The following is a 26,926-nucleotide window of genomic DNA, read 5'->3' as shown; positions in this document are numbered from 1 at the left end:
GCCGCCGGACGGAACGCCGGACGAACCGCCGGACCGAAGGTCGGACGAGTCGCTGGAGGAGCCGCCGGACGAGTCGCCGGACGTGCGGGGGGCCGGTACGCCGTCGGGCAGGTTGGCGAGCACCACGTCCAGCACCCTGACCGCGTCCGGCTTGGAGAGCGGGTTGTTGCCGTTGCCGCACTTCGGGGACTGCACGCAGGACGGGCAGCCCGTCTCGCAGCCGCACTCCGCGATCGCGTCGCGGGTGGCCCGCAGCCAGGCCGCCGCCGTCCCGTACGCGCGCTCGGCGAAGCCCGCCCCACCCGGGTGCCCGTCGTAGACGAAGACCGTCGGGGCCTCGGTGTCCGGGTGCACCGCAGTGGAGAGCCCGCCGATGTCCCAGCGGTCGCAGGTCGCGGTGAGCGGCAGCAGGCCGATCGCGGCGTGTTCGGCGGCGTGCAGCGCGCCCGGCACGTCGGCGGGTTCCACCCCGGCGGCCGTCAGGGACTGCGGCGACAGGGTGAACCAGACCGCGACCGTACGCAGTTCCCGGGCCGGCAGGTCCAGCGGGCGGGTGTCGATGACCTCTCCGGTGGCGATGCGCCGTCGCTGGTACGACACCACCTGGCTGGTCACGTCGACCTCGCCGAGGAAGAGCCCGACGGGACCGGCGTCCACGTACGAGCGGACCGACACCACCGACAGCGAGGTGACGTCGCGGGCGTGGGTGGACCAGTCCGGCTCCTCGGGGTGCACCAGCGCGCACCCGTCGGCCAGGTCGAGCGAGTCGACCACGTACGAGACGCCCTGGTGCAGGTAGACCGCGCCGGGGTGGAGCAGGAAGTGTGACGAGCCGCCGTCGACGGTGCCGAGCAGCCGCCCGGTCGCCGCCTCGACCACGCAGACCGGTGCGCCGCCCTCGCCGCGCAGGTCCACCTCCGGCCGCTCCCGGTGCCGCCAGTACCAGCCGGTCGGCCGCTGCCGCAGCGCCCCCGCCGCCACCAGTTGGTCCACCGCCTCCTTCGCCCCGTCGCCGAAGAGCGCCAGGTCGTCGGGGGTCAGCGGCGCCTCGACCGCCGCGCAGGCGAGCTGCGGCGCCAGCACGTACGGGTTGGCCGGGTCGAGCACGGTCGCCTCCACCGGCCGGCCGAACACCGCCTCGGGATGGTGCACGAGATAGGTGTCCAGCGGGTCGTCCCGGGCGACCAGCACGGCGAGCGCCTCCTGCCCGGAGCGCCCCGCCCGGCCGGCCTGCTGCCACAGCGAGGCCCGGGTGCCCGGGTAGCCGCAGATCAGCACCGCGTCGAGGCCGACCAGGTCGACGCCCAGCTCCAGCGCGTTGGTCGAGGCCAGCCCGAGCAGGTCGCCGTGCAGCAGCGCCCGCTCCAGTTCCCGTCGCTCCTCGCGCAGGTAGCCGGCCCGGTAGGCGGCCACCCGGTCGCCGAGCCCGGGCACCGCCTCGTCGAGGGCGCGGCGGGCGTTCGCGGCGACCACCTCGGCGCCGCGCCGGGAGCGTACGAAGGCCAGCGTGCGTACCCCCTCGGCGACCGTGTCGGCGAGCAGGTCGGCCGTCTCCCGCAGCGCAGAGCGGCGGACCTGGGTGAGGTCCGCCTGCTGGTCGGCGGCGGAGTCCGGCGGCAGCAGCGGCGGCTCCCAGAGCGCGAACGTCACCCCGCCCCGCGGCGAGGTGTCCTCGGTGACGGCGGTGACGGGCAGCCCGGTGAGCCGCCCGGCAGCCGTCGCCGGGTCGCCGGAGGTGGCCGAGGCCAGTACGAAGACGGGCGTGCTCCGGAACCGGGCGCACTGCCGCCGCAGCCGGCGGAGCACGTGCGCGACGTGCGAGCCGAAGACCCCCCGGTAGGTGTGGCACTCGTCGATCACCACGTACGTGAGCCGGCGCAGGAAGCCGGACCACTGGGCGTGCCCGGGCAGGATGCCGTGGTGCAGCATGTCGGGGTTGGTCAGCACGAACCGGGAGTGCTTGCGGATCCACTCCCGCTCGGCGCGCGGGGTGTCCCCGTCGTAGCAGGCGGGGCGTACCCCCTCCAGTTCCAGCGCGGCGACGGCGCGCAACTGGTCGGCGGAGAGCGCCTTCGTCGGCGCCAGGTAGAGCACGGTGGCGCGAGGGTCGGCGAGCAGGGTGGCCAGCGCGGGAAGCTGGTAGGCCAGGGACTTGCCGGACGCCGTGCCGGTGGCCACCACCACGTGCCGGCCGTCGTACGCCAGGGTGGCCGCCTCCGCCTGGTGCCGCCAGGGCGCGACCACGCCGCGCCGGGCGAACGCCGCGCGCAGTTCCTCCGGTGCCCAGTCCGGCCACGGGGCGGGCTCGCCGGGCCGCGCCGGCACCCGCTCGACGTGCGTGACCGGGTCGGCGCCGGTACGGGCTCGCAGCCGGCCCAGCAGGTCGGCCGGCGCTCGCCCGGGCCCGCCACCTGCGACTACGGTGGCTGCGGACGACGGCCCCGGGTTGCGGCGCGCCGGTTCGGAGGTCACGTCCTGCACTCTCGCACTGGTGTTCGGAGATGGAAAGCGGGGGGCGGGGGTAAGGGGAGGCCTCCGCCGCCGAGCAGAGCCGGTATCCGGCGGGGATGGTTAGATGCCCAGGAGAGTTTACGGCTCTTGCGAGGGAGGACCGATGGAGCTGTCGCTGGCGACCCGCACCGTGGGCGAGCACACGGTGCTCGAGGTCGGCGGTGAGGTGGACGTCTACACCGCGCCCCGGCTACGGGAGCGGCTCCTCGAGCTGATCGACGGTGGGGCCCGCCACGTCGTGGTCGACCTGGGGCGGGTGGACTTCCTCGACTCCACGGGGCTGGGCGTGCTGGTCGGCGCGCTCAAGCGGCTGCGCGCGGCCGGCGGCTCGTTCGCCCTGGTCTGCGACAAGGAGCCGCTGCTCAAGATCTTCCGGATCACCGCCCTGGACCAGGTCTTCCCGCTGCATCCCACGGTCGACGCGGCGATCGGCACCGATTCGGCCGGCACCGGCGTCTGATGGCCACGGTCAAGCTCTCCTTCTCGCCGGCCCCGGTGCACGTGCGCACCGCGCGCCTGGTCGGCGTGGCGGTCGCCCGGCGGGCCGGGGTCCGCGAGGAGCTGCTCGACGAGGTGCGGCTGGCCATCGGTGAGGCGTGCACCCGCGCGGTCGCCCTGCACCGCCAGTACGGCGTGTCCGAGCCCGTGCTCGTCGAGATGTCCGACACGGGGGCGTACGCGGTGCGCGTCGTCGACCGCGCGCCGATCGAGGCCGGTCTCGGCCTGGCCGCGCTGAACGCCGACCAGCTCGCCAACGAGTCGCTCAACGAGGACGACCTCACCACCGGCGTCGGCTTCGCGCTGCTGGCCGGTTTCGTCGAGGACCTCCAGGTCCGCCCGGTCGACGAGGGCATCGGCACCGAGGTGCGGATGGTCTGGCCCGTCGGCCGCTGAGCTGATCTTCCACCGCCCTCGCCGAGGGCGTCGTACGCCGTGAGAGGCCGCGTCCCACCGGGGCGCGGCCTCTTCGGCATGGATGGGCTCCTATATCAGATTTTTCCTCATAACACAGCGACGAAGATCATCGCGGCGCGGTGCCCCCTCGATGTGACCTCCAACACTGTGGAGGGCTACAGTACGCGAGTTGTCAGCAAGTGATCCATCCCGCACCCAGCGCGAACTGTCGTTCCTCGCTGGTCCGTTCGGGGTGGGATGGCGCGCGCTTGCGACTCCGCATCCAGGCGCCGGGCCGGTGCGTCTCCACCGGCCGGCGCGAGCGTTCGGTACAGGAGGACACAGATGTCCGACACCTTGGCCGCCGAGGGCGGCGGGATCTCCCTCACCGGAAACAACGTCACGTACGTCGTCATCGCCGCGGTCATCGCGCTGGTGGCGCTCGCCTTCGCCGGCGCGCTGACGAAGGCCGTACTGGCCGCCGGCAAGGGCACCAACAAAATGCAGGAGATCTCCGGCGCGGTCCAGGAGGGCGCCTCGGCCTACCTGCTCCGGCAGTTCCGGACCCTGGCGATCTTCGTGGTCATCGCCGTGGTGCTGCTCTTCCTGCTGCCGGTGCACGGCACCGACGGCAGCGAGACGGCGGTGAAGATCGGCCGGTCCGTCTTCTTCGTCGTGGGCGCGCTGTTCAGCGCGTTCATCGGCGGCGCGGGCATGTGGCTGGCCACCCGGGCCAACCTGCGGGTCGCCGCCGCCGCCCGGGAGCGCGAGGGCGGCCGGGAGGCCGCGATGAAGATCGCCTTCCGTACGGGCGGCGTGGTCGGCTTCCTCACCGTCGGCCTCGGCCTCTTTGGTGCCGCGCTGGTCGTGCTGTTCTACCGCAGCGACGCGCCGACCGTGCTGGAGGGCTTCGGCTTCGGCGCCGCGCTGCTCGCCATGTTCATGCGGGTCGGCGGCGGTATCTTCACCAAGGCCGCCGACGTCGGCGCCGACCTGGTCGGCAAGGTCGAGCAGGGCATCCCCGAGGACGACCCGCGCAACGCCGCCACGATCGCCGACAACGTGGGCGACAACGTGGGTGACTGCGCCGGCATGGCCGCCGACCTCTTCGAGTCGTACGCGGTCACCCTGGTCGCCGCGCTGATCCTCGGCCGCGCCGCCTTCGGCGAGGAGGGCCTGGTCTTCCCGCTGATCGTCTCCACCATCGGCGTGCTCATCGCGATCGTCGGCGTCTTCATCACCCGGCTGCGCGCCTCCGACCGCAGCGGCCTGACCGCGATCAACCGGGCCTTCTACATCTCGGCGGTGCTCTCCGCGGTGCTGGTGGCGATCGCCACCTACGCGTACCTGCCAGCCACCTTCGCCGAGCTGGAGGGCGGGCTGACCGACGTCGACGAGAACCCGCGGGTGGTCGCCATCGGCGCGGTCGTCATCGGCATCGTGCTGGCGGCGGCCATCCAGGCGCTGACCGGCTACTTCACCGAGACCAACCGGCGCCCGGTGCAGGACATCGGCAAGAGCTCCCAGACGGGCGCCGCCACCGTCATCCTCGCCGGCATCAGCGTCGGCCTGGAGTCGGCGGTCTACTCGGCGCTGCTGATCGGCGCCGGCGTGTTCGGCGCGTTCCTGCTCGGCGGCAGCTCCATCACGCTCTCGCTGTTCGCCGTGGCGATGGCCGGCACCGGCCTGCTCACCACGGTCGGCGTGATCGTCGCGATGGACACCTTCGGCCCGATCTCCGACAACGCCCAGGGCGTGGCGGAGATGTCCGGCGACATCGACGAGCACGGCGCCCGGACGCTCACCGAGCTGGACGCGGTCGGCAACACCACCAAGGCGATCACCAAGGGCATCGCGATCGCCACGGCGGTGCTCGCCGCGACGGCGCTGTTCGGCTCGTACACCGACACGCTGCGCACGGCGTACGCGGACGCCGGGGTGGGCGACGTCGGTGCCGAGATCCTCAACTCGCTGAACGTGGCGAACCCGCGCAACCTGGTCGGCCTGATCATCGGCGCGGCGGTGGTGTTCCTCTTCTCCGGCCTGGCCATCAACGCGGTCTCCCGCTCGGCGGGCGCGGTCGTGATGGAGGTACGCCGGCAGTTCCGCGAGCTGCCCGGCATCATGGACGGCACCCAGCGCCCCGAGTACGGCAAGGTCGTCGACATCTGCACCCGGGACGCGCAGCGCGAGCTGATGACCCCCGGTCTGCTCGCCATCCTCGCGCCGATCGCGGTGGGCTTCGGCCTCGGGCCGGGCGCGCTGGCCGCGTACCTGGCCGGTGCGATCGGCGCCGGCACGCTGATGGCGGTCTTCCTGTCGAACTCCGGCGGCGCGTGGGACAACGCCAAGAAGCTCGTCGAGGACGGCGCGTACGGCGGCAAGGGCTCCGAGTCGCACGCCGCCACGGTCATCGGCGACACCGTCGGCGACCCGTTCAAGGACACCGCCGGCCCGGCGATCAACCCGCTGATCAAGGTGATGAACCTGGTCTCGCTGCTGATCGCGCCGGCCGTGGTGGCCTGGAGCGTGGGCGACGAGCGGAACACCGCCCTGCGGGTGGGGATCGCCGTCGCCGCGACGCTGATCATCGCCGCGGCGGTGGTGTTCAGCAAGCGCAAGGGCGTGGCGATGTCCGACTCCGACTCCGGCAGCGGCGCGGGCAGCCCGGACCAGCGGCCGGAGACGGTCAACGCCTGATCCGTCCGGCATCCCGGTCCCCGGTCGGCCCGCGCGGCCGGCCGGGGACCACCCGTACACCCGGCAAACCTGTCCGGTGCCCGGACTCGACAGAGGCCGTACGCTGCAACGCATGCGCACGTGCCGGGCGGCAGCCGCCGGAAAGCTCACGGTGGTCCTGGCCACGCTCGTACTCGTGCTGGCCGGCTGTGGCGGCGGCCCCAGCCCGCGGGCGTGGGCGGCGTCGGTCTGCTCCGCGCTCACCCCGTGGCGGGCCGAGATCAGCAAGCTGACCAGCAGCACCGACCAGCAGATGACCGCCCAGACCACCCCGGCGCAGGCGAAGGAGAACCTGGTGCGGCTCTTCGGCGGCGCGGAGCAGGCCAGCGAGACCGCCCGGCGCAAGGTCGAGGAGGCCGGCATCCCCGACGCCGAGCAGGGCGAGGAGGTGTCGGCGGGCTTCCGGGCCTCGCTGGCGAAGGTGCGCGACGCGTACGGCAGGGCCCGCGACACCATCGACGGGCTGGGCACCGGCCAGCCCACCGTCTTCTACGACGGCGTCCGGGCCGCCGTGGACACCCTGAACAAGGAGTACGACGCCAGCGCGCTCGACACCAGCCGGCTCAACTCCGAGGAGTTGAAACGCGCCTTCGACGAGGTGCCGGAGTGTCGCTGAGCGGGACCGGTGACCCGTCGGGCGGCGAAGCGCTGCCGGTGCTCTTCCCGGCGCCTGCGGACCGGGTCGCGCCGGTCGCCCGCCGGGCCGCCCCGCCCCCGCCGGCCGACGCCGACGAATCCGCCCGGCAGCTGACCTTCTTCGGCGCGGAGGCGGCGGATCCGTCCGTCGCCGATCTCGCCGGGCTGCTGGCCGGCCCGGGCGAGGCGGTCCGGATGGGTGGCACGGCCCGGCTCTCGGTGGTGGTCGACGCGGCCTGGCGGGTGCACGTCCTCGTCGCCGAGCTGGCGCTGCGCGGGGTGGCGGCCACCTGGGAGGCGACCACCGACGGGCGGCACGCGGTGCGCACCTCGTACGCCCGCTCGCTGAAGCCGCTCGCGGTGGCCTGGCTGCGCGGTGCGGGCAAGCGCCCGCCCGCCGGCTTCCACCTCAACGGGCGGCGGCTGCGGCTCTGGCTCGCCGCCGCGGGGGCCGTCGAGCCGTCCGGCTTCCTGCTCCGGCTCGGCGCCGCGGACGAGGAGTGCTGGGCACCGGTCGGCGGGGCGCTCGACGCGGTCGGCGTCTCCGGGGCGCTGCTCGGGCCCGGCGAGGGCGGGCCCGCGTACCGGATCACCGGCCGACGGCGGCTCGCCCGCCTGGCCGAGCTGGTGGGCGACCCGCCGCCCGCCGCCCCCGCGACGGAGTGGCCGGCCCGCTCCTGACCGCCCGTCGGCGCCCGCCCCGTCGAGCCGGTCGCGCCCTGTCCGATGGGGGACAGCAAGTGCGCAATTTTTGGAAAACGGCCGGGTGGCGCCTCGGCCGAGGGTCCGCCATCGTCACAGTGTCCCGCCCGGCGGCACACGCACGGTGTACGGTGGCGCCGTCCGGCACGCCCCGCCGTCGGCGGAGAAATAGGCCGCCCCGCCGGGACGGTTTGCCGCCCGCGAAACCCGAAACGCGGGCGGCGCGTTACGTTGGACATCCGGACCGCCGGGGGTCGGCGGGCCGAAAGTGGCCCGAACCGGGCGCCGGTGGCTACGAGCAGGAGTGAGGTCGGGGAGAGACGTGCCGAGCAGAGCTGGAACCACCCGTCTGGTCATCGTCGAGTCACCGGCGAAGGCCAAGACGATCTCGGGCTATCTCGGCCCGGGGTACGTCGTGGAGGCCAGCTTCGGCCACGTCCGGGACCTCCCGCGCAACGCCGCCGACGTGCCGGCCAAGTACAAGGGCGAGCCGTGGGCCCGGCTCGGGGTGGACGTCGACAACGGCTTCCACGCCCTCTACGTGGTCTCCGCCGACCGGAAGCAGCAGATCAGCAAGCTGGTGAAGCTGGCCAAGGAGGTCGACGAGATCTTCCTGGCGACGGATGAGGACCGCGAGGGCGAGGCGATCGCCTGGCACCTGGTGGAGACGCTCAAGCCCAAGGTGCCGGTCAAGCGGATGGTCTTCCACGAGATCACCAAGCCGGCCATCCAGGCCGCGGTGGCCAACCCCCGCGAGATCGACCGGGACCTGGTCGACGCCCAGGAGGCCCGGCGCATCCTCGACCGCCTCTACGGCTACGAGGTCTCGCCCGTGCTGTGGAAGAAGGTCATGCCGAAGCTCTCGGCGGGCCGGGTGCAGTCCGTGGCGACCCGGATCGTGGTGGAGCGCGAGCGGCAGCGGATGGCCTTCCGCACGGCGGAATACTGGGACATCCTGGCCACGCTCGCCGTTACGAACGCCGGCGAGGGGCCGCGCACCTTCAACGCCACCCTGGTCGCGCTGAACGGCGACCGGATCGCCACCGGCAAGGACTTCGAGCCGACCACCGGCCGGGTGAGGGCCGGCGCGGGCGTCGTGCACCTCGACTCCGGCGGCGCCCGGGGTCTCGCGGCCCGCCTGGAGGGGCGGCCGTTCACCGTCACCCGGGTCGAGGAGAAGCCCTACCGCCGCCGCCCGTACGCGCCGTTCATCACCTCGACCCTCCAGCAGGAGGCGGCCCGCAAGCTGCGGTTCTCGTCGCAGCAGACGATGCGCACGGCGCAGCGGCTCTACGAGAACGGCTACATCACCTACATGCGTACTGACTCGGTGAACCTGTCGGAGACCGCCATCGCGGCGGCCCGCCGGCAGATCGTCGAGCTGTACGGCGAGCGCAGCGTGCCGCCGGAGCCGCGCCGCTACACCGGCAAGGTGAAGAACGCGCAGGAGGCGCACGAGGCGATCCGCCCGGCGGGGGACAACTTCCGCACCCCGGGCGACGTGGCAAAGGAGCTGTCGGCCGAGGAGTTCAAGCTCTACGAGCTGATCTGGCGGCGCACCATCGCCTCGCAGATGACCGACGCCGTCGGCTCCAGCGTCTCGGTGCGCATCCGCGCCGTCTCCTCCGCCCAGGAGGAGGCCGACTTCGGCGCGACCGGCAAGACCATCACCGACCCGGGCTTCCTGCGGGCGTACGTCGAGTCCAGCGACGACGAGAACGCCGAGGCCGAGGACGCCGAGCGTCGCCTGCCCAACCTGGTCAAGGACCAGCCGCTCACCGCCGACGAGCTGGCCGCGCAGGGCCACCACACCCAGCCGCCGTCGCGCTACACCGAGGCGTCGCTGGTGAAGGCGCTGGAGGAGCTGGGCATCGGCCGCCCGTCGACGTACGCGTCGATCATGCAGACGATCCAGGACCGCGGGTACGTGACCAAGCGCGGCCAGGCGATGATCCCGACCTTCCTGGCCTTCGCCGTGATCGGCCTGCTGGAGCGGCACTACCCGCGCCTGATCGACTACGACTTCACCGCCAGCATGGAGAACGAGCTGGACGAGATCGCCGGCGGCGACCACGCCGCCGTCGACTTCCTCACCGCGTTCTACTTCGGCAGCGCCAACGGCGCCGGTGACCAGGACATCGCCCGCTCGGGCGGGTTGAAGAAGCTGGTCACCGAGAACCTCAACGAGATCGACGCGCGCAGCGTCAACTCGATCCCGCTGTTCACCGACGACGAGGGCCGCGAGGTCGTCGTACGGGTGGGCCGCTACGGGCCGTACCTCCAGCGGGCGGTGCCGGGCGAGCAGCAGGCGCCGGCCGCCGAGGGCGAGGAGGGCGGCGGTCAGGGCGACCGGGCACCGATCCCCGAGGGGCTGGCGCCGGACGAGCTGACCCCGGAGAAGGTGCACGAGCTGTTCCTCGGCGGCGGGGGCGAGCGCAAGCTCGGCGACGACCCGGCCACCGGTGAGCCGATCCTGCTCAAGTCGGGCCGCTTCGGCCCTTACGTGGCCAGCGGCGAGCGCAAGTCGTCGCTGCTGCGCTCGCAGTCGCCGGACTCGCTGACCTTCGACGAGGCGCTGAAGCTGCTCAGCCTGCCCCGGCTGGTCGGGGTGGCCCCGGACGGCACCGAGGTTTTCGCGAACAACGGCCGCTACGGCCCGTACGTCAAGCAGGGTGACGAGTTCCGCTCGCTGGACTCCGAAGAGAAGATGTTCACCGTCACGCTGGACGAGGCGCTGGCACTGCTGTCGGCCCCGAAGGCCCGCCAGCGCCGGGCCGCCGCGCCGCCCCTGCGGGAGATGGGCGTCGACCCGCTGACCGAGAAGCCGCTGGTCATCAAGGACGGCCGGTTCGGCCCGTACGTCACCGACGGCGAGACGAACGCGTCGCTGCGGCGCGGCCAGACCCCGGAGGCGTTGACCATCGAGGAGGCCTCCGAGATGCTCGCCGAGAAGCGGGCGAAGGGGCCGGCGCCGAAGAAGACCGCCGCGAAGAAGACCGCCGCTAAGAAGGCGCCCGCCAAGAAGGCCACAGCGGCGAAGAAGACGGCTGCGGCGACCAAGTCGACGGCGGCCAAGAAGACCACGACGGCCAAGGCCACCACCGCCAGGAAGACCCCGGCGAAGAAGGCGGCCCCCCGAAAGGCCACCACCAGCACCGACTGACCGCCCGGCTCGCCAGCCGGCAACTGCTGCCGCCAGAGATCTTGGTACGAGCGTGCCCCGCGGAGGGCGTGTTCGTACCAAGATCCGGCGCAGCTGGGCGGATTCGGGTCAGGACTGGCCCGGCCAACCGGCGGCTTGCAGGGCTGCCCGGACCTGGGCGAGGACGGTCCGAGAATCGTTGCGTACCGCCCAGGCGGGGAAGCGGAGTACCCGGTCGCCGTCGATTTACAGGGCGTTCTGCCGGCGCATGTCCGCCCAGGCGGTGCCCGGGTCGAGGTGCTGCCCGCCGTCGATCTCCACGTGCACCCGCCACTGCCCGAACCACACGTCGAGGTAGCGGCGGCGCCCACAGGTGTCACGCCGGACGGCCTGTCGGGACGGCTCGGGCAGCCCCGCTCGCCGGATCAGGTCGAGGAAGTCCAGCTCGGCCAGGGAGTGCGCGCCACCGGCGGCGTCCGCAGCGGTCTGCCGGATCAGGTTGCGAACCCGGACCCGGGGCATCCCGTCCAGGATCAGGTGCAGGTCGTCGCCGCCGACGAGGCGTTGTTGGAAACCGGCGGCGATGACCGCCCGAGCCTGCTCGTCGGTCGCCGCCCACTGTGCCGCGTCCACCAGCGACCGGGCCGGCATGGTGCGGGGCGGCTGCCCGACGTGCAGCACGTCCTCGTCGCCGAGCAGGGTGGTCCGGTGCAGGCGTACGCCGGGCGGCAGGGCGCGGCTCTGGTGTGCGGCCGGCAGGAGCACGTCCACGATCCGGCTGTCGTAGCCGCGTAGTCCCCAGGCCTGCGCCGCGGTGAGCCCGCCGAGCACCGCGGCCGGCCCGGCGGCGAGCACGGCGATCCATCGATGCTGTGCCGGACCGACCGGACCGTTGTGGGCGACGAGGACGGCACGGTGCACCTGGCGCCAACGGTGGGTGGCGACCCGGTGTCGGATCGCCTTCGGCGACAGGTGGCGCCGTGCCTGGTCGAGGCTGATCACGTCTTCCTGACGGAACAGCAACCAGGTCAACTCGTCGGCGTCGTCAGCCGGCAGCGCCCGCCCCAACCCTGCCAACGACCTGGAAGACTTGACCACACCCGCACTCTGCCCACCCCGCACCGCCCGCGTCCGCCCCTGTGGACGACGGACAGATCTTGGTACGAGCGCGCCCCCGCAGGGGCCGATTCGTACCAAGATCGCGGCGAGTGCGCTTCGCGCGGGCAGCGCGGAGGGGGATCAGCCCAGGACTCGGGTCAGGTGGGGGTTGGTGAAGAGGTGGTGCGGGTCCAGGCGGGCGCGCAGCGCCTGGAAGTCCGCCCAGCGGGGGTAGACCGTCGCGAGCGACTCCGCGTCGCGCCAGTGCAGCTTGCCCCAGTGGGGCCGGCCGCCGAGGCTCGCGGCGACCTGCTCGAAGGCCCGGAAGTACGGCTCGTACGGCATGCCGACGTACTGGTGGACGGCCACGTACGCCGACTCGCGCCCGTAGCCGTGGGAGAGCCAGATGTCGTCGGCGGCGGTGAAGCGCACCTCGACCGGGAAGAGCACCTTGAACGGCAGCCCGTCGACGATCCGGCGCAGCGCGTCGAGCGCCTCGCGCAGGGCGTCGCGCGGCAGCGCGTACTCCATCTCGGTGAAGCGGACCCGGCGCGGGGTGCAGAAGACCCGGTCGGAGCGGCCGGTGTAGCGGCGCTCGGTGAGCGCGCGGGCGGAGACGGCGCTGATGCGGGGGGCGAGCGCCGGCACGGCGCGGCCGAGGCGGCAGGCCGCCGCGAAGAGGGTGTTGGAGAGGAACTCGTCGTCCAGCCAGCCGCGCCACCGGGGCAGCGGCCGGTCGTCGACGGCCACCCGGTCGTTGGCCTTGACCTGCACGCGCTCGGTGTACGGGAACCAGTAGAACTCGACGTGGTCGTGCCTGTCGATCAGCGAGGGCAACTCGTCGAGCACGGCCGCCAGTGGCGCCGGCCGCTCGTGGGCGCGCAGCACGAAGGCGTCCACGCAGCGCAGGGTCACCTCGACGAGCACGCCGAGGGCGCCCAGCGACACCCGGGCGGCGGCGAAGACGTCGGGGTGCTCGTCGGCGGAGCAGCGCAGCACCTCGCCGGTGCCGGTGACGAGGGTGAGCGCCTCGACGAACGTCGACAGGCAGCCGTACCCGGCGCCGGTGCCGTGGGTGCCGGTGGAGATCGCGCCGGCGATCGTCTGCGCGTCGATGTCGCCCAGGTTGGGTAGGGCCAGGCCGTGTGCGGCGAGCAGTTCGTTCAGCGCGCGCAGGGTGATCCCGGCCGGTACGGTGACCAGTCGGCGATCGACGTCGACGCGTACCCCGGTGTGCAGGTCGGTCAGTTCCATGCGTCGTCCGTCGGTGACCGCGACGCCGGTGAAGGAGTGGCCGCTGCCCACCGCCCGGATCCGGTCCCCGGTCGTCGCGGCGGCGCGGACGGCCTCGGTGACGTCGGCGAGGGAGGTGGGGCGCAGGATGGCGCTGGCGTTGGCGCGTTGGTTGCCGGCCCAGTTGGACCAGGCTGTCAGGGTTGGCGGTGCGGTACCGGCCATGCGCACTCCTTGACATGAATGTGAAGTGACTTCATATCAGCAACGTTGTCGCAGGTAAATACCGCAATCGAGGTTTGCTCGTTGTACCGGTAGTCACGAACCCGTGACGTGCAGATATGTTCATCCGTCGAAGGGGGGTGGCGAGTGTCCACACCAGCCGCCACAGCCGGGCCGCTGCGCCGCGTACCGGTGCAGGGTCGAAGTGTCGCACGGGTCCAGCGGATGCTGGACGCCTGTGCCGAACTCGTCGACGAGGTGGGGTACGAGGGTCTGACCACGACCCTGCTCGCCGAGCGTGCCGAGGTGGCGATCGGGTCGGTCTACCAGTTCTTCCCGGACAAGCGGGCGATCGTGCAGGCGCTGACCCTGCGCACGATGGAGTCCTACCTCCAGCGGCTCGACGAGCGGTTCGCCTCCGACGACCTGACCCACTGGTGGGACGGGGTCGACGCGGGCATCGACGAGTACATCACGATGCACCGCACCGTTCCGGGTTTCCGTACCCTGCACTTCGGCGACGTGGTCGACCTGCACCTGCTCGACGAGCAGCGGGACAACAACGGAGTGATCGCGGACCAGTTGGCCCGCGTGCTCGCCGAGCGCTTCGGGCTGGACGTGCCCGACCTCCGCTTCCACCTGGAGATCGCCGTGGAGGCGGCCGACGCGCTGATCAAGTTGGCGTTCCGCCGGCTGCCCGAGGGCGACGACCGCGTGCTGGTCGAGGCGAAGGCACTGATCCGGGAGTACCTGCACCGTCAGGTCGACGCCCCGGCCGGCGCCGACCAGCCCGGCTGACCGGGACCGTGCCGGCGCTTGGGGCCGGGTGGCGGCCGGGGCGCGAACGGCCCGGGGTGCGCCGGGCGGCCGGACAGGGCGGAGGTGGCCCGGGGTGCGCCGGGCCGGTGGATCAGAGGAAGGCGTGGCCCTCGCCCCGGTAGGTGGGCACGGTGGCCACGACCGCATCCCCCTCGACCAGGTGCAACTCGTTGACGCGCTCGCACAGCTCGCCGGCCTTCGCGTGCCGGAACCACACCCGGTCGCCGACCCGCAGCGCGCCGGCCGCCGCGCCGGCCAGCGGGGTCTGCACCTCGCCGGCCCCCTCGGTGCCGATGAACTTCAGGCCCTCCGGCAGCCACGGCCGGGGCAGCCGGCTGTCCTCGGCCGGGCCGGAGGCGATCCAGCCGCCGCCGAGCACGGTGGCCAGGCCGGGCCCCGGGCGGCGGACCACCGCGCAGGCGAAGGACGCCGCCGGGGTGGGGCGCCAGGCGCGGTACGCGTCGAACAGCGTCGGCCCGTACAGGCCCGATCCCGCGGTGACCTCGGTGACCGCGGGGTCGGCGCTGGTCGCGGCCACGCTGCCGGTACCGCCGCCGTTGACGAACTCCAGGTCGGCGTGTTCGCGTACGGCGGCCACCGCCGCGCCCCGGCGGGCCAGCAACTCGCGGTACGACCCGCGCTGGGCCAGCCGGATCGCGGAGCCGAGCACCGCCCGCCCGGGCGGCGCGTCGCCGAGGCCGGCGATCTGCGCCTCGTACGCCATCAGCCCGACCAGCCGGAAGCCCGCGCGGGCCGCGACGGTGGCGGCGAGCGCGCCGGCGGCCCGGGCGCTGTGCACCGGCGACCGGCGCACCCCGACGTGCACCCGCCCGCCCAGCGGTCGCCAGGAGGCGTCCAGGTCCAGGCAGACCCGCAGCTCGGGGCGGCGCCCGGGCGGGCACACGGCGTCGACGAGGTCGAGCTGGTCGGTGCCGTCGATCATCAGCGTGACGGCCCCGGCGAGCGCCGGGTCGGCGGCGAGCGCGGCGAGCGCCCCCCGGTCGGCCGTGGGGTACGCCACCAGCGCGTCGTCGGTCACGCCGGCGCGGACCAGCCAGATCGCCTCGGGCAGGGTGAAGGCCATCACGCCCCGCCATCCGGGTCGCGCCAGCGCCCGGCCGATCAGGTCCCGGGCGCGGACCGACTTGCTGGCGATCCGGACCGGCTTGCCGTCGGCCCGTTCGGCCAGCGCGGCGGCGTTGCCGTCGAAGGCCGCGAGGTCCACGACGGCGTACGGCGGGTCGAGGTGCGCGGTCGCCCGGTCGAGGCGCTCACGAAGTTTGTCGCTTTCGATGGCCACGTGTGCACGCTAACTGTCTGGGAGGCAATGCGAAATACCCTCGCGTCTGTCCGGGCTGCGGGCGGTGGTCGCGGCGGCCTAGGCTCGGCGAACAGGAGAATGTCGCGGCGGGGTGGGTCCCCGCCGGGTCTAGAGTGTTCCACCGGGACTGCCCAGCGATGGGCCGGCACGTGGAGGTACGGCCATCGAAAGCCAGTTCAACGGCGAGTCGCCCGGCGTGTCGTCGTCCTCGTCCAAGCCCGGCGGCACCGCCGAGAAGCCCGGCGCGGACCACTCCGGTTACGCCGCCATCCGCTCGGTGCTGCGGATCACCCCGTTCCGCCGGCTCTGGATCGTGCTCGGCGCGGCCTCCTTCGGCGACTGGTTCGGCCTGCTCGCCACGTCGGTCTTCGCCGCCTCCCAGGTCGAGGGGAGCACCGCCCAGGGCGCCGCCTTCGGTGGTGTGATCGCCATCCGGCTGCTGCCGGCGCTGGTGCTGGGTCCGATCGCCGGCGTGTTCGCCGACCGCTTCGACCGGCGCTGGACCATGGTCATCTGCGACGTGTTGCGGTTCCTGCTCTTCGCCTCGATCCCGCTCGCCGCGCTGCTCGGCGCCCCCGGCGGTGCGGTGGTCCTCTGGGCGGCGATCGCCACCTTCCTGATCGAGTCGCTCACGCTGCTGTGGATCCCGGCCAAGGAGGCCGCGGTCCCCAACCTGATCCCGCGCGCCCGGCTGGAGGCCGCCAACCAGCTCACGCTGATCACCACGTACGGCCTCACGCCGGTCCTCGCCGCGCTGGTCCTCGCCGCGCTCGACGGCATCGTGCGGGCGGCCACGGGGGGCTCGACGCCGGACTGGGCCGCGCCGGCCGACCTGGCGCTCTGGTTCAACGCGTTCTCCCGGCTGGCCACCGCGCTGGTGGTGGCGTACGGCATCAAGGAGATCAGCCAGGGGCAGTCCGCAGAGCGGGAGGGCGCCGAGCAGAGCATGCTGCGCCAGTTCAAGGAGGGCTGGCGCTACATCGGCCAGACCCCGCTGGTCCGCGGCCTGGTGCTCGGCATCTTCGGCGCGTTCGCCGGTGGCGGCATCGTGATCGGCACCGCCAAGTTCTTCGCCACCTCGCTCGGCGCCGGTGACGCCGCCTTCTACCTGCTCTTCGGTGCCATCTTCATCGGCCTCGCCCTGGGCATCGGGCTCGGCCCGATGATCGTCAAGGACATGTCCCGGCGGCGCTGGTTCGGCATGAGCATCGTGCTGGCCAGCGCCTCGGTGATGGCCCTGGCCTTCGCCATCCACCTCTCCATGGCGATGGTCGGCGCGATCCTGGTCGGCGCGGGCGCCGGCATGGCCTTCCTCTCCGGCACCACCCTGCTCGGCGGGGAGATCGCCGACGAGGTGCGCGGCCGGGTCTTCGCGGTGGTGCAGATCGGCACCCGGCTGGTGCTGATCCTCGCGATCGGCCTCAGCAGCCTGCTCGCCGGCGTCGGCGGCTCGCGCCGGCTGGAGCTGGCGGACCTGGGCATCTCGATCTCGTCCACCCGAATGCTGCTGCTCGCCGCCGGAGCCGCCGGTATCTTCGCCGGGATCAGCGCGTTCGGGCAGATGGACGACAAGAAGGGCGTTCCCGTCCTGGCCGACCTCTGGGGCTCGATCCGGGGCCGCCCGCTGATGCCGGCCGAGCCGTTCGTCTCCGCCGGCCTCTTCGTGGTCTTCGAGGGCGGCGAGGGCGCCGGCAAGTCCACCCAGCTCGCCGCGCTCGCCGAGCGGCTGCGCGGGCAGGGGCGCGACGTGGTGGTCACCCGCGAGCCGGGCGCCACCGCCGTTGGCGAGCGGATCCGGTCGCTGCTGCTCGGCGCGCCCGGCTCCGACGTGCCGTCGCCGCGCGCCGAGGCGCTGCTCTACGCCGCCGACCGGGCGCACCACGTGGCCACCGTCGTCCGGCCGGCGCTCGTCCGGGGCGCGGTGGTGATCAGCGACCGGTACGTCGACTCGTCCCTGGCGTACCAGGGTGCGGGGCGGACGCTCCCCGCCGACGAGGTCTCCTGGCTCTCGTCCTGGGCCACCGGTGGGCTCAAGCCCGACCTGGTGGTGCTGCTGGACGTCGAGCCGCACACCGGCCTGGCCCGGGTGGCTGCCCGCGCCGAGGCGGCCGACCACCTGGAGGCCGAGTCCGTCGCCTTCCACGAGCGGGTCCGGTACGCCTTCCTCGACCTCGCCGCCGCCGACCCGAAGCGCTACCTGGTGCTCGACGCGTCCCGCCCGGTCGAGGAGATCGCCGGACAGGTGGCCCGGCGGATCGAGGAGATGTTCGGCACCCCCGGTGGCATCGTGCACCCCCGCCCCGCGCACGGGCCGGACACCTCGGTGCAGCCGGAGTTATCCGAATCGGAGCTGGTACCGATGGAGCACCGGACCTGATGCCCGACGTCTTCGCCGACCTGGTCGGGCAGGACGAGGCGGTCGACACGCTGCGCCGCGCCGCCGCCGCGGCGTCCGCCGTGCTGCGCGCCGCCGCCCCGTCCACGACCGACGCCGCCGGGGACGGGTCCGACGCGCTCGCCGAGGAGTCCGACGGCGGCCAGCCGACGGCCGCCGTCGACCCGGGGGCGGGGATGACGCACGCCTGGATCTTCACCGGGCCGCCCGGGTCGGGCCGGTCGGTGGCGGCACGGGCCTTCGCCGCCGCCCTCCAGTGCGCGTACGGCATCGGCTGCGGCGAGTGCCCCGGCTGCCACACCACGATGACCGGCACCCACGCCGACGTCCGGATGGTGGTGCCGGAGGGGCTCTCCATCGGCGTCAACGAGATGCGGGCGCTGGTGCTGCGCGCCGCCAGCACCCCGTCGGGCGGGCGCTGGCAGGTGGTGGTGATTGAGGACGCCGACCGGCTCACCGAGGCGGCCGGCAACGCGCTGCTCAAGGCCATCGAGGAGCCGCCGCCGCGCACGGTCTTCCTGCTCTGCGCCCCGTCCACCCACCCGGACGACATCTCGGTGACCATCCGGTCGCGCTGCCGGGTCGTACCGCTGGCGCAGCCCGCGCCGGAGGCGGTGGCCGAGGTGCTGGTCCGCCGCGACGGCGTCGCGCCCGACGTGGCGCGGTGGGCGGCGGCGGCCGCGCAGGGGCACGTGGGGCGGGCCCGCCGGCTGGCCCGCGACCCGGAGGCGCGCAAGCGCCGGGAGGCCGTGCTCGCGGTGCCGCGCCGGCTGACCGGCGTGGGTGCCGCGTTCGACGCGGCGTCGGCGCTGATCGAGGCGGCTGAGGCGGAGGCCGAGGCGTCCGTCGCGGAGGCCGACGCGGCCGAGCGGGCGGCGCTGGAGACCGCGCTCGGCGCCGGCGGCACCGGGCGGGGGGCGGCCGGCGCGATGCGGGGCGCCGCCGGGCAGCTCAAGGACCTGGAGAAGCGGCAGAGGTCCCGGGCCACCCGGGCGCAGCGCGACGCGCTGGACCGGGCCCTGGTCGACCTGGCCGGCTTCTACCGCGACGCGCTCACCATGGCGCTGCGCGCCCCCGTGGCACCGGTGCACACCGACACCGCCGCGCTGGCCGGGGCGGGCGCGCAGAAGTGGGACGCCGAGGGGGCGCTGCGCCGCCTGGAGGCGGTGCTGGAGTGCCGGGCGGCGATCGAGGCGAACGTCAAGCCCCGGATCGCCGTCGAGGCGATGATGCTCTCGCTCTGGAAGGGCTGAGCCCGCCGAGCGGCCCGCCCGAGCCGGGCCTTCGGTGGTCGACCCACCCCACGGAGGTCCCCCCGGCCGGACCGGTTGTCCACAGGCATCGACAGGCGCAATTGCTGTGCGGTACGGTCCGGTGTGCCGCGGTGACGGTGGCGGCACGCACAGTGATGTCCTGGTCCGGGAGGAGTCCGCCGATGCCGCGGGGGGAGATCGACGAGGCCTGGATCGAGGAGGCGGTGCGGCGCTACCGCCGGATCGAGTCCCTCCAGACCGAGTTCGACCAGGCGGTGTCGACCGTCGAGGTCACCGTGCGATCGCCCGACGGGCTGGTCGAGGTGGTGGTCACCGCCGGCGGGCGGATCACCGACGTGCGCTTCCTCGGCCCGCTGCACACCCGCAACCCCCGCGACGTCGCCGGCTCGGTGCAGGCGGCGGTCACCGCGGCGGCCGACGCCGCCCAGTGGGCCCGGGAGAAGCTGCACAACGAGACCTTCGCCGCCTACCGGCCGCTGGCGGGAGCCTGAGATGGAGAGCCTGCGCGCCCTCGCCGCCCGGCTCGACGAGGCGAGCGAGACCATGACCGCCGTGTCCCGCACGGTCACCGCCGGCGATCCGGCGCAGGCCGCCTTCGGCGTCGACGCCCCCGGCCGGCCCGGCGAGATCGGGCGGGCCCTGCACCGGCAGTGGACCGCCGCCACCGGCGACCGGGCCCGGGAGGCGCACGTCGCCGCCCAGCGGCTGGCCGCCGCCGCGGCGGCGGTGCGGGCCGCCGCCGACCACTACGCCGACGTCGACCGCGACGCCCGCCACCGGCTGACCGGGGAGGCGTGATGGACGCGCTGGACCGGCTCGCCGAGCCCGGGCTCGACCTGCTCCGCCGGGTCGACACGCTGCTCGCCGCGGGGGCGCCCGAGGGGCACCGCGTGTGGCCGCTGCTGCGCCGGATGCAGGTGCTCCCCGGCGAGGCCGTCCGCAACTTCCTCGACCTGCATCCGGCACCGCTGGCCGCCGCCGGCCACACCGCGCGCCGCCTGATGCGGGGCTACGACGACGCCTGCGCCGCGCTGACCGACCCGGTGCTCTGGTCCGGCCCGGCCGCGTCGTCGTACGGGCAGGCCCGGGGGGCCCTGCTGCGCCACCTCGACGAGGGGCCGGAGAGCCTGGTCGGGCGGCTCGAGTCGACGGCCGGCTACGCCGACGCGCTCGCCGACTGGGTGGAGGGCAGCCGGCTCGCACTGGCCCGGGCGCTCGCCGACGTCCTCCGCTGCGCCGAGGCGGTGACCGTGGTCGCCGCGACGTCGATGCCGGCCGGCGCACCGGGGCACCGGTCAACGGCGGGTCCGGGCGGGACCGCGGCCGCCGAGATCGCCGCGCGGGTGCTGGCGGTGCTTTGCGTCGCGTACGACGGGGCCGAGACCCTGCTGCGCCAGTGGGCGCCGAGCCTCGCCGAGTCCCGCTGGCGGGCGCCGGTGGTCGACCGCCCCCGCTACGACACCCCCACCCGGGTCGGCTGGTGACGCGCCGGTGTGGACGTGCAGTAGTCGGTCGGCGACTGCCGGCCCGGTCGTCCCGGCCCGCGCGTCGTAGGGTGTGAGACATGGGCATGCTCTGCGCGGTCAGCTTCCAGCGGTACGGGCGCCTCTACTACCTGGACCCGGGCGAGCTGCGTCCCCAGGTCGGCGACAAGGTGCTGGTGCCCACCGACGACGGGCCCGAGGTGGCCGAGTGCGTCTGGGCGGCGCAGTGGGTCACCGAGGAGACCGAGGGCTTCCCCCGGCTGGCCGGCCTGGCCGGCGAGGAGGACCTGCGCCGCGACGAGACGGTGCGCCGCCGCAAGGCCGAGGCGAAGGTCGCGGCGAAGCGGCTGATCCGGGAGCACGCCCTGCCGATGAAGGTGGTGGCGATCGACCACGTGCTGGGAGCCGCCGAGGGCGGCGGCGAGCGGAGCACCATCTACTTCACGGCCCCGCACCGGGTCGACTTCCGCGCGCTGGTCCGGGACCTCGGTGCCACCCTGCACTGCCGGGTGGAACTGCGCCAGCTCTCCGCCCGGGACTCGGCACGGGTGCAGGGCGGCATCGGCTCCTGCGGCCGGGACCTCTGCTGCGCCACCTTCCTCACCGACTTCGAGCCGGTCACCATCCGGATGGCGAAGGACCAGGACCTGCCGCTCAACCCGCTGCGCATCTCCGGCGCGTGCGGCCGGCTGATGTGCTGCCTGAAGTACGAACATCCGTTGTACGCGAAGTTTGCCGAGTCAGCTCCGGCCATCGGCGCCCGCGTCACCACGCCGGAGGGGGAGGGCCGCGTGGTCGGCCACAGCGTCCCGAGAGACGCGGTGACCGTCCGCCTGGATGCCGACGGCTCGCGCTCCATGTGCTCCCGCGCCGACGTCTGCGGCTCCCGCCGCGCCTACGAGAGCCGTGACCTGTCCGGCCCGGAGGGGGCAGCGCGATGACCGGCGTGCCTCCCGCTCATGGCGGCGATCCCTCAGATGACCGAGCAACCATGAGGGACAGCACTCGTCTCACCCTGCTCGTTACCATCCGGCGATGGGCCTGAGGAACTATCTGATCGAAGGCGTCTCCGGCACGGGCAAGACCTCGGTCTGCAAGGAACTGCAGCGGCGCGGCTACCACGCCATCAACGCTGACCGGGAACTGGCTTATCAGGGCGATCCGGAGACCGGTGAACCGTTGGACGGTCTCGGGCACGAGCACCACATCTGGCGCGTGGACGACGTGAGGGCCCTGGTCGCCAACCACGACGAGCCGGTGACCTTCTTCTGCGGTGGCTCACGGAACTTTCACAAGTTTATCGACTTGTTCGACGGCGTCTTCGTCCTCGAACTCGACTGGGACACCTTGAACCGGCGGCTTGACGGGCGACCCGAAGACGAGTGGGGCGGAAGACCGGCCGAACGCGAACTCATCAGTCGATTGCACCGGACGAAGGCAGACACCCCGAAAACCGGCACCGCAATCGACGCCACCGCACCTCTGACGAACGTCGTCGACGAAATCCTCCGCCAGGTAACGCTGTCCCCGCCCCCGTAACCCCACCCTCCCGCGCCCCCTCCCCTCCCTCTCCCTCTCCCGGGCCTCTCCGCGTCGATCATGAGGTTGGCGGCGAGTTGATCGCGAACGGTGCCGCCAACCTCATGATCGACGCGCCCTGCCCCCTGGGGGCAGGGTTGGGTGGGGTGGGAGAGGGGGGTCAGGGGAGGGTGGTGGGGGGTTCGGCCAGGCGGGGGCGCAGCGGCTGCTTCGGAGCCAGCCAGGAGGAGCCGGGGGACTGGTCGGGGTTGATCTGCCAGTCGCGGGCCACCCGGTCGACGGCGATCGGGTAGATCGTCAGGGTGCCGTCGGGGTCGATGCGCAGCCGCAGGAACGCCTTCGCGTCCTCGATGCCCTGGCCCGCGAAGAGCTCGTTGAGGTTCACCCCGAACGCCCCGGCCACCAGCAGGTACGCGGCCACCAACTGGCTCGCCACCAGCCCGCTCACCGGGCCGTAGAGCACCGCCGCCGCGACGGCCGGCAGCGGCCACGGCCAGTCGTAGAACGGCAGGGCCAGCCAGGCCCAGGTGCCGGCGGCGCCAAGCGCGATCTGGGCCAGCCCGTGGCCCACGCCGAGGATCCAGTGCCGGGCGTGCCGTTTGCCGCCGGAACTGGGCGGCTTGGCGAAGAACGCCGCCGCGAGCATCGTGACGATCAGCATCGCCATCAGCGGCACGCTGAACAGCCGCTGGTCCGTCCCGCTCGGGTTGGTCACGACGCCGGCCATCGCCAGCATCAGCAGCGTGTGCAGGGTGCCCAGCAGGGTGGTGAAGCCCGGGTTGCGCAGCGGCAGGCGGGGGAAGATACCCCAGGCGTACCGCCGGGAGCGGGCCTTCTCCGGGTAGCGGCCGGCCAGCTCGTACGGGTGGGAGACGCTGGCCCGCCGGGCGAGGGTGTCGCGCGGCGGCACCTCGATCCGCTCCGGGAGCCTGTGCGTCGGGTAGAGGTACGCGCCGCCGCCCCCGCAGGTGATGAGCTGCCGGTCCGGGCCGGCGTACCGGGCGTAGTGGTGCAGGTCGCCGGAGATCAGCAGCCGCACCTGCGCCCCGGTGGGCGCGACGATGGTGCGGACGAAGTAGTCGATCGAGTCGTACGCCGTGGGGTGGTCGACGGCCTTGACCCACGTCGGCGCGGGCACGGCCAGGATCACCCGGCTCTCCGGGCCCAGCCGCTCGGCGACCCGGTCGAAGTAGGTGAGCTGCGGATCGTCCAGGTACGAGCCGGACTGGTCGTCGAGGCCGAGCAGCCACCAGCCGGCGGGCAGCTCCACCGCGAAGTACGAGCGGGACTGCCCGGTCTCCCAGCCGCCGAAGTGCCGGTCCCGGGACCGGACGAAGAGCCGCAGGAAGGCGGTCAGGCCGTCGTACCAGTCGTGGTTGCCGGGCACCGCGAACAGCGTGGGCCGCTCGGGCGGGGTGACCGGCAGCGCGGCCTGGTACGGCCCCTTGCACCGGTCCTCGTACGCCTCGAAGGCCGCCGACGGGTAGACCTGGTCGCCGCCCATCACCAGGGTCTGCGCGCGGGGCAGCCGGTGCCCGTCGACCTCCAGCTCCGGCTGGGCGAGCAGGTAGGCGACCGAGTAGGTGGCGTTGAAGCCGTCGCCCAGGTCGGCCACGTAGTCCAGCCAGAGACCGCCGTCCGGCCCGACCTGCCGGGCGATGCCCGCGTCGAGGGAGTTCTGTAGCTCCCGCTTGTCCAGGTACGCCCCGAAGAGCATCGCCAGCAGCGTACGGATGCCGGTGCTGATCAGCAGGAACGGCGCGAGCCACGGCACGGGCTTGCGCGGGGTGAAGCCCAGCTCCCGGGGGTCGATGCCGCGTGGCCGGCGCGCCGCCCGCCCGCCGGCCGCCTCGCTCGTGTGCGCACTCTCCGCCGCGCCGTCCTGCGGATCCACGTCGGGGACGCGATCGTCGTTCACCCGCCGCAGCGTAGTCCCGGCCGGCGGAGGACGCTGTCCGGCGGACGACGGTTCGGGGCCCGATGTCCGGATGGGGATCCGGTTCGGCCGCCGGGCGGGTCGTGCCGTACACTTGACGATCGTTGCCGCCTTAGCTCAGTCGGCTAGAGCGACGCACTCGTAATGCGTAGGTCGACGGTTCGATTCCGTCAGGCGGCTCGGTGAAGAAGCCCAGGTCAACGACCTGGGCTTCGCCGTTTCCCGGAGGTCGATCACGGTGCCGGTCCGCAGATGGTCCGCACCGCGACCGCCTCGTCCAGCCGGTTGGCGACCGCGTCCAGGTCGTCACCGAACAGCCCGGCGTGCACGTCCAGCGTCATCGACGCCGAGGCGTGCCCGAGCATCCGCTGCACCGCCTTGACGTTGGCGCCCGCCGCCACGGCCAGACCGACGAGGAGATCCCGTCAACGTAGACGCCAGCATGGAACGCTTACGGCTTCACGCACGTCGGTGATCGTATGAAGCTGCGCGCCACGATTCTGGTTGCCCTGGCCACCCTCAGCCTCGGCCTCGCCGTGCTCGCCTCACCGGTGAAGCCAGCTTGGGCCTGCTCGTGCGCCTTGCGGCCCGATCAGGAGGACGAGCGGGCGGACCTTATCGTCGTCGGCACTGTCACGGGGGTGACGGACAGGGCCGTCCAACTCGCGGTCGAGTCGGTCGAGAAGGGTAATCCCGGGGCAGATGCCACGCTCAGGCTGGCCGTGAGCCGCGGCGAGGCCAGCTGCGGCTACGACTTCCGCGCTGGCACCCGGTACCGGGTGAATTCCATCGACGGCGCCACGGGGCTGTGTATCGGGATACGCCAGTTGCCGGATACGCCGTCCGCTCCCGCAGCGGCCCCGACGCCTGCCACAGCAGCACCTACGCCTGAGCAGTGGCCGGGCCGTTGGCGGCTCGCGACCGGTGCGATGCTGACCGTCCTCGCCGCCGGATTGGTCGCCGTGGCCCTGTGGCGGCATCGGACCAGGGCGGGCAGCAACCGACTTCCAAACTGACGATCTGCGTTCGCGGGCCGCTTGAAACTAGTTCCCACCGCCACCTGCATCGCCGCCAGCGCCCCGGTCCGGCGGGGAGGTGAAACAAATCAGGGGGCCTGGTGCTGGTCCGCATCCCGCGCCGCGACCGCCGCGGTAACAGCCGTCAGCAACCGTCTTCAGGTCTCGGCAGGACAGGGCCTGAGCTTCCCCCGGTAGCGCGGAGGACGATCTGCAGGGCAGCCTGGGCGGGAGTGAGGTGCGTGGTGTCGACGACCTCGGCCTCGGCATGCAGCCACGTGCGGGCCGCCTCGGCGTAGGGCTCAAGGTACTTGAGACGGAACGGGGACGGAACGGGGTGTTCCCCCTCGATACGCCCGCGGAGGGTGTCTTCGTCGGCGTGGAGGACGAAGTGCCTTACCGGGATGTCATGTCGGGCGAGGCCCGTACTGATTTCACGCCAGTACTGCTCGACCAGGACAGTCATGGGCATCACCAGAGTGCCGCCGGTGTAGTCGAGCACCCGACGAGCCGTCTCGACGACGAGCTGCCGCCACGGCGGCCAGTGCTGGAAGTTGTCAGTTTCAGGCAGCCCCGGCGTGATGTCCATGAGTGTCTCGCCGACCTTCTCGGCATCGAAGACCCGTGAACCCGGGATCAGTTGCTGCACGAGGACGCTGGTCGTCGTCTTGCCCGCTCCGTGGGTGCCGTTGAGCCATACGATCACGGGGCACATTAACGCGCGTGAGCGACCGGACGGCGTCCTGGAGGGGATCCTGAGGCGGGACGATCGCGGTCGGGGGCGCTGCACCTGCGTGAGATCGGCCGCTCCAACTCGGATGTTCCCCGCCGGGCGGGTGAGCGCGGGGACGGGCCGGCCGGCTCCCGGGGGAGCGCACGTCGGCCGGCCGGGTGTCGTACGGTCGAGCCATGCCCGCACCCGATGACGTCCTGGCTGCCCTCCGCGACTTCGTGGCCCGCGTCGACGCGCTCGATCCGGGCGCTCCGCCGCAGGGCGAAGTGGTGATCGGCCTGCGTGGCGCCGAGTCGCGGCTGGCGCTGAGCGCCCCCGTCGCCCGCGCCTTGGTGGAGGCGTTGCGGGCGTACCACGACCCGCGCGACCGGGGCCGCTGCGACCACTGCGGCGGCGGGCGGCTGGACGACAACTTCCTGTGCGGCGACTGCGGCCGGCCCAGCGGGCTGTTCGGGCAGTTGATCTCCGAGCGGGCCGCCCGGCACACGGAGCAGGCTGAGGTTCCGGCGGGTGGCCGGCACGCCCGCGACGACCGCCGCTGACCCCGCACAGGGGCCGACCGGGCGGTGACGCGATCCGCCCGGTGGCGGCTGCGACCGGGGCCGGGAGCTGCGGGTACACCGACGGTCCACGGTTTCCTGTCGGGGGAGTCCGGCACAATCCGGCCGGCTGGAGCGCCCGACTCACGCGCCCACCGTCGGGTGGGAACCGCGAGTTGCGGCCGACGGAATGAATACTGACCGTACGCAGTCGTCAACCCTCCGGAGGTAGCCCCATGCAGTACGCACCCGTCGTCGTCGCCCTGCCGATCGCCGATCGCCGGACCTCGTACCGCTTCTACTCGGAGGGGCTCGGCCTGGAGGCCGTCGGCGAGCTGGCCGACGACGGCGTCCCCGAGCCCTTGCAGTACGCCGTCAACGACGGTCTGCGCGTCATGCTGGTGCCCACCGGTGGCTTCGGCTGGGCCATCGGTGGCCGCGAGGTGGCCGGGCGCGGGCAGAGCGAGTGCGTCGTCAACCTTCCCGCCGCGACGCCGGCCGAGGTCGACGAGATCGTCGGGCGGGCCCGGGCCGCCGGCGCGGAGGTCGTCGTCGAGCCGGGTCAGCAGCCGTGGGCCTACACGGGCACCTTCGCCGACCCGGACGGTCACCTCTGGACGGCGTCCGCGGACGCGCACTGACGGCCACCCGGCCCGACCTCACGCCGGGCCCGGGGAGGCAGGGCATGCGCCG

At 73.3% G+C, this 26,926-nt stretch carries 23 protein-coding genes, 1 tRNA gene and 1 pseudogene; 18 read left to right on the top strand and 7 right to left on the bottom strand.

Features of this window, described 5'->3' with window-relative positions:
* Nucleotides 1-105 precede the first annotated feature (105 nt).
* A pseudogene (locus DER29_RS09715) lies at nucleotides 106-2,481 on the bottom strand (DEAD/DEAH box helicase); the annotation flags it as partial.
* A gap of 133 nt (nucleotides 2,482-2,614) precedes the next feature.
* Between DER29_RS09715 and DER29_RS09710 the strand changes: the two are divergent.
* The 6 genes from DER29_RS09710 to topA all read left to right on the top strand — a co-directional run bounded on the left by DER29_RS09710 (nucleotide 2,615) and on the right by topA (nucleotide 10,645).
* The gene (locus DER29_RS09710) at nucleotides 2,615-2,971 is read left to right on the top strand and encodes an STAS domain-containing protein (RefSeq protein WP_121397050.1); all 357 of its coding nucleotides are present in this window, start codon (nucleotides 2,615-2,617) and stop codon (nucleotides 2,969-2,971) included.
* Nucleotides 2,971-3,405, top strand: a complete 435-nt coding sequence (locus tag DER29_RS09705) for an ATP-binding protein (RefSeq protein WP_121397049.1) — start codon at nucleotides 2,971-2,973, stop codon at nucleotides 3,403-3,405. Before DER29_RS09710 ends, DER29_RS09705 begins: the two co-directional genes overlap by 1 nt.
* Before the next feature lie 345 nt (nucleotides 3,406-3,750).
* Complete coding sequence (locus DER29_RS09700) at nucleotides 3,751-6,105, top strand: sodium-translocating pyrophosphatase (RefSeq protein ID WP_121397048.1); 2,355 nt, start codon at nucleotides 3,751-3,753, stop codon at nucleotides 6,103-6,105.
* 112 nt (nucleotides 6,106-6,217) lie between these two features.
* Complete coding sequence (locus DER29_RS09695) at nucleotides 6,218-6,760, top strand: hypothetical protein (protein ID WP_121397047.1); 543 nt, start codon at nucleotides 6,218-6,220, stop codon at nucleotides 6,758-6,760.
* Nucleotides 6,751-7,461, top strand: coding sequence for a hypothetical protein (locus DER29_RS09690; RefSeq protein ID WP_199729200.1), 711 nt, complete (start codon nucleotides 6,751-6,753; stop codon nucleotides 7,459-7,461). Before DER29_RS09695 ends, DER29_RS09690 begins: the two co-directional genes overlap by 10 nt.
* Nucleotides 7,462-7,804: 343 nt before the next feature.
* On the top strand, nucleotides 7,805-10,645 hold the full coding sequence (gene topA / locus DER29_RS09685) for a type I DNA topoisomerase (RefSeq protein ID WP_121397046.1): 2,841 nt from the start codon (nucleotides 7,805-7,807) through the stop codon (nucleotides 10,643-10,645).
* 225 nt (nucleotides 10,646-10,870) lie between these two features.
* Here the strand turns inward: topA and DER29_RS09680 are convergent, their stop codons facing one another.
* Complete coding sequence (locus DER29_RS09680; protein WP_233599700.1) at nucleotides 10,871-11,722, bottom strand: hypothetical protein; 852 nt, start codon at nucleotides 11,720-11,722, stop codon at nucleotides 10,871-10,873.
* 141 nt (nucleotides 11,723-11,863) lie between these two features.
* Nucleotides 11,864-13,180 carry a D-arabinono-1,4-lactone oxidase gene (locus tag DER29_RS09675; RefSeq protein ID WP_121397045.1) on the bottom strand — a complete coding sequence of 439 codons (1,317 nt, stop codon included), beginning with the start codon at nucleotides 13,178-13,180 and terminating at the stop codon, nucleotides 11,864-11,866.
* A 222-nt stretch (nucleotides 13,181-13,402) separates the two neighbouring features.
* On the opposite strand from DER29_RS09675, the gene DER29_RS09670 reads away from it, so the two are divergent.
* Complete coding sequence (locus DER29_RS09670; protein WP_121397044.1) at nucleotides 13,403-13,975, top strand: TetR/AcrR family transcriptional regulator; 573 nt, start codon at nucleotides 13,403-13,405, stop codon at nucleotides 13,973-13,975.
* A 112-nt stretch (nucleotides 13,976-14,087) separates the two neighbouring features.
* Here the strand turns inward: DER29_RS09670 and DER29_RS09665 are convergent, their stop codons facing one another.
* Nucleotides 14,088-15,296, bottom strand: a complete 1,209-nt coding sequence (locus DER29_RS09665) for an alanine racemase (protein WP_121397043.1) — start codon at nucleotides 15,294-15,296, stop codon at nucleotides 14,088-14,090.
* Between the two features lie 334 nt (nucleotides 15,297-15,630).
* Between DER29_RS09665 and tmk the strand changes: the two genes are divergently transcribed.
* From tmk to DER29_RS09630, 7 genes are all read left to right on the top strand, one after another.
* Complete coding sequence (gene tmk, locus DER29_RS09660; RefSeq protein WP_233600036.1) at nucleotides 15,631-17,694, top strand: dTMP kinase; 2,064 nt, start codon at nucleotides 15,631-15,633, stop codon at nucleotides 17,692-17,694.
* Nucleotides 17,694-18,965 (top strand): DNA polymerase III subunit delta', encoded by a 1,272-nt coding sequence (locus DER29_RS09655; RefSeq protein WP_121397042.1) that lies wholly within the window; start codon nucleotides 17,694-17,696, stop codon nucleotides 18,963-18,965. The genes tmk and DER29_RS09655 overlap by 1 nt, the downstream gene beginning before the upstream one ends.
* A gap of 182 nt (nucleotides 18,966-19,147) precedes the next feature.
* A complete protein-coding gene (locus DER29_RS09650) occupies nucleotides 19,148-19,477 on the top strand; it encodes a YbaB/EbfC family nucleoid-associated protein (protein WP_121397041.1) in 330 nt (109 codons plus the stop codon).
* A gap of 1 nt (nucleotide 19,478) precedes the next feature.
* Entirely contained in the window at nucleotides 19,479-19,784 is a 306-nt protein-coding gene (locus DER29_RS09645; protein WP_121397040.1) for a hypothetical protein, read from the top strand.
* Nucleotides 19,784-20,470, top strand: a complete 687-nt coding sequence (locus DER29_RS09640; RefSeq protein WP_121397039.1) for a hypothetical protein — start codon at nucleotides 19,784-19,786, stop codon at nucleotides 20,468-20,470. Before DER29_RS09645 ends, DER29_RS09640 begins: the two co-directional genes overlap by 1 nt.
* Before the next feature lie 80 nt (nucleotides 20,471-20,550).
* Nucleotides 20,551-21,411 (top strand): regulatory iron-sulfur-containing complex subunit RicT, encoded by an 861-nt coding sequence (locus tag DER29_RS09635; protein WP_121397038.1) that lies wholly within the window; start codon nucleotides 20,551-20,553, stop codon nucleotides 21,409-21,411.
* 94 nt (nucleotides 21,412-21,505) lie between these two features.
* Entirely contained in the window at nucleotides 21,506-22,009 is a 504-nt protein-coding gene (locus DER29_RS09630; RefSeq protein WP_121397037.1) for an AAA family ATPase, read from the top strand.
* A gap of 160 nt (nucleotides 22,010-22,169) precedes the next feature.
* Here the strand turns inward: DER29_RS09630 and DER29_RS09625 are convergent, their stop codons facing one another.
* Nucleotides 22,170-23,903: a metallophosphoesterase gene (locus DER29_RS09625; protein ID WP_121399115.1), complete on the bottom strand. Its 1,734-nt coding sequence runs from the start codon at nucleotides 23,901-23,903 to the stop codon at nucleotides 22,170-22,172.
* A gap of 148 nt (nucleotides 23,904-24,051) precedes the next feature.
* On the opposite strand from DER29_RS09625, the gene DER29_RS09620 reads away from it, so the two are divergent.
* Nucleotides 24,052-24,125: transfer RNA gene (locus DER29_RS09620), tRNA-Thr, on the top strand.
* Between the two features lie 53 nt (nucleotides 24,126-24,178).
* Here the strand turns inward: DER29_RS09620 and DER29_RS34115 are convergent.
* Complete coding sequence (locus DER29_RS34115; protein WP_158618997.1) at nucleotides 24,179-24,346, bottom strand: hypothetical protein; 168 nt, start codon at nucleotides 24,344-24,346, stop codon at nucleotides 24,179-24,181.
* A gap of 78 nt (nucleotides 24,347-24,424) precedes the next feature.
* On the opposite strand from DER29_RS34115, the gene DER29_RS09615 reads away from it, so the two are divergent.
* Nucleotides 24,425-24,961 carry a hypothetical protein gene (locus tag DER29_RS09615; RefSeq protein ID WP_121397036.1) on the top strand — a complete coding sequence of 179 codons (537 nt, stop codon included), beginning with the start codon at nucleotides 24,425-24,427 and terminating at the stop codon, nucleotides 24,959-24,961.
* 145 nt (nucleotides 24,962-25,106) lie between these two features.
* Here the strand turns inward: DER29_RS09615 and DER29_RS09610 are convergent, their stop codons facing one another.
* A complete protein-coding gene (locus DER29_RS09610; RefSeq protein ID WP_121397035.1) occupies nucleotides 25,107-25,667 on the bottom strand; it encodes an AAA family ATPase in 561 nt (186 codons plus the stop codon).
* A gap of 203 nt (nucleotides 25,668-25,870) precedes the next feature.
* Between DER29_RS09610 and DER29_RS09605 the strand changes: the two genes are divergently transcribed.
* Together DER29_RS09605 and DER29_RS09600 are read left to right on the top strand one after the other, a co-directional pair.
* The gene (locus tag DER29_RS09605) at nucleotides 25,871-26,236 is read left to right on the top strand and encodes a hypothetical protein (protein ID WP_121397034.1); all 366 of its coding nucleotides are present in this window, start codon (nucleotides 25,871-25,873) and stop codon (nucleotides 26,234-26,236) included.
* 233 nt (nucleotides 26,237-26,469) lie between these two features.
* Entirely contained in the window at nucleotides 26,470-26,874 is a 405-nt protein-coding gene (locus tag DER29_RS09600) for a VOC family protein (protein ID WP_121397033.1), read from the top strand.
* Nucleotides 26,875-26,926: the final 52 nt, after the last annotated feature.

The organism is Micromonospora sp. M71_S20 (assembly GCF_003664255.1).
In the GTDB taxonomy this organism is placed as follows: domain Bacteria; phylum Actinomycetota; class Actinomycetes; order Mycobacteriales; family Micromonosporaceae; genus Micromonospora.
This window is presented reverse-complemented; position numbering and strand designations above follow the sequence as displayed.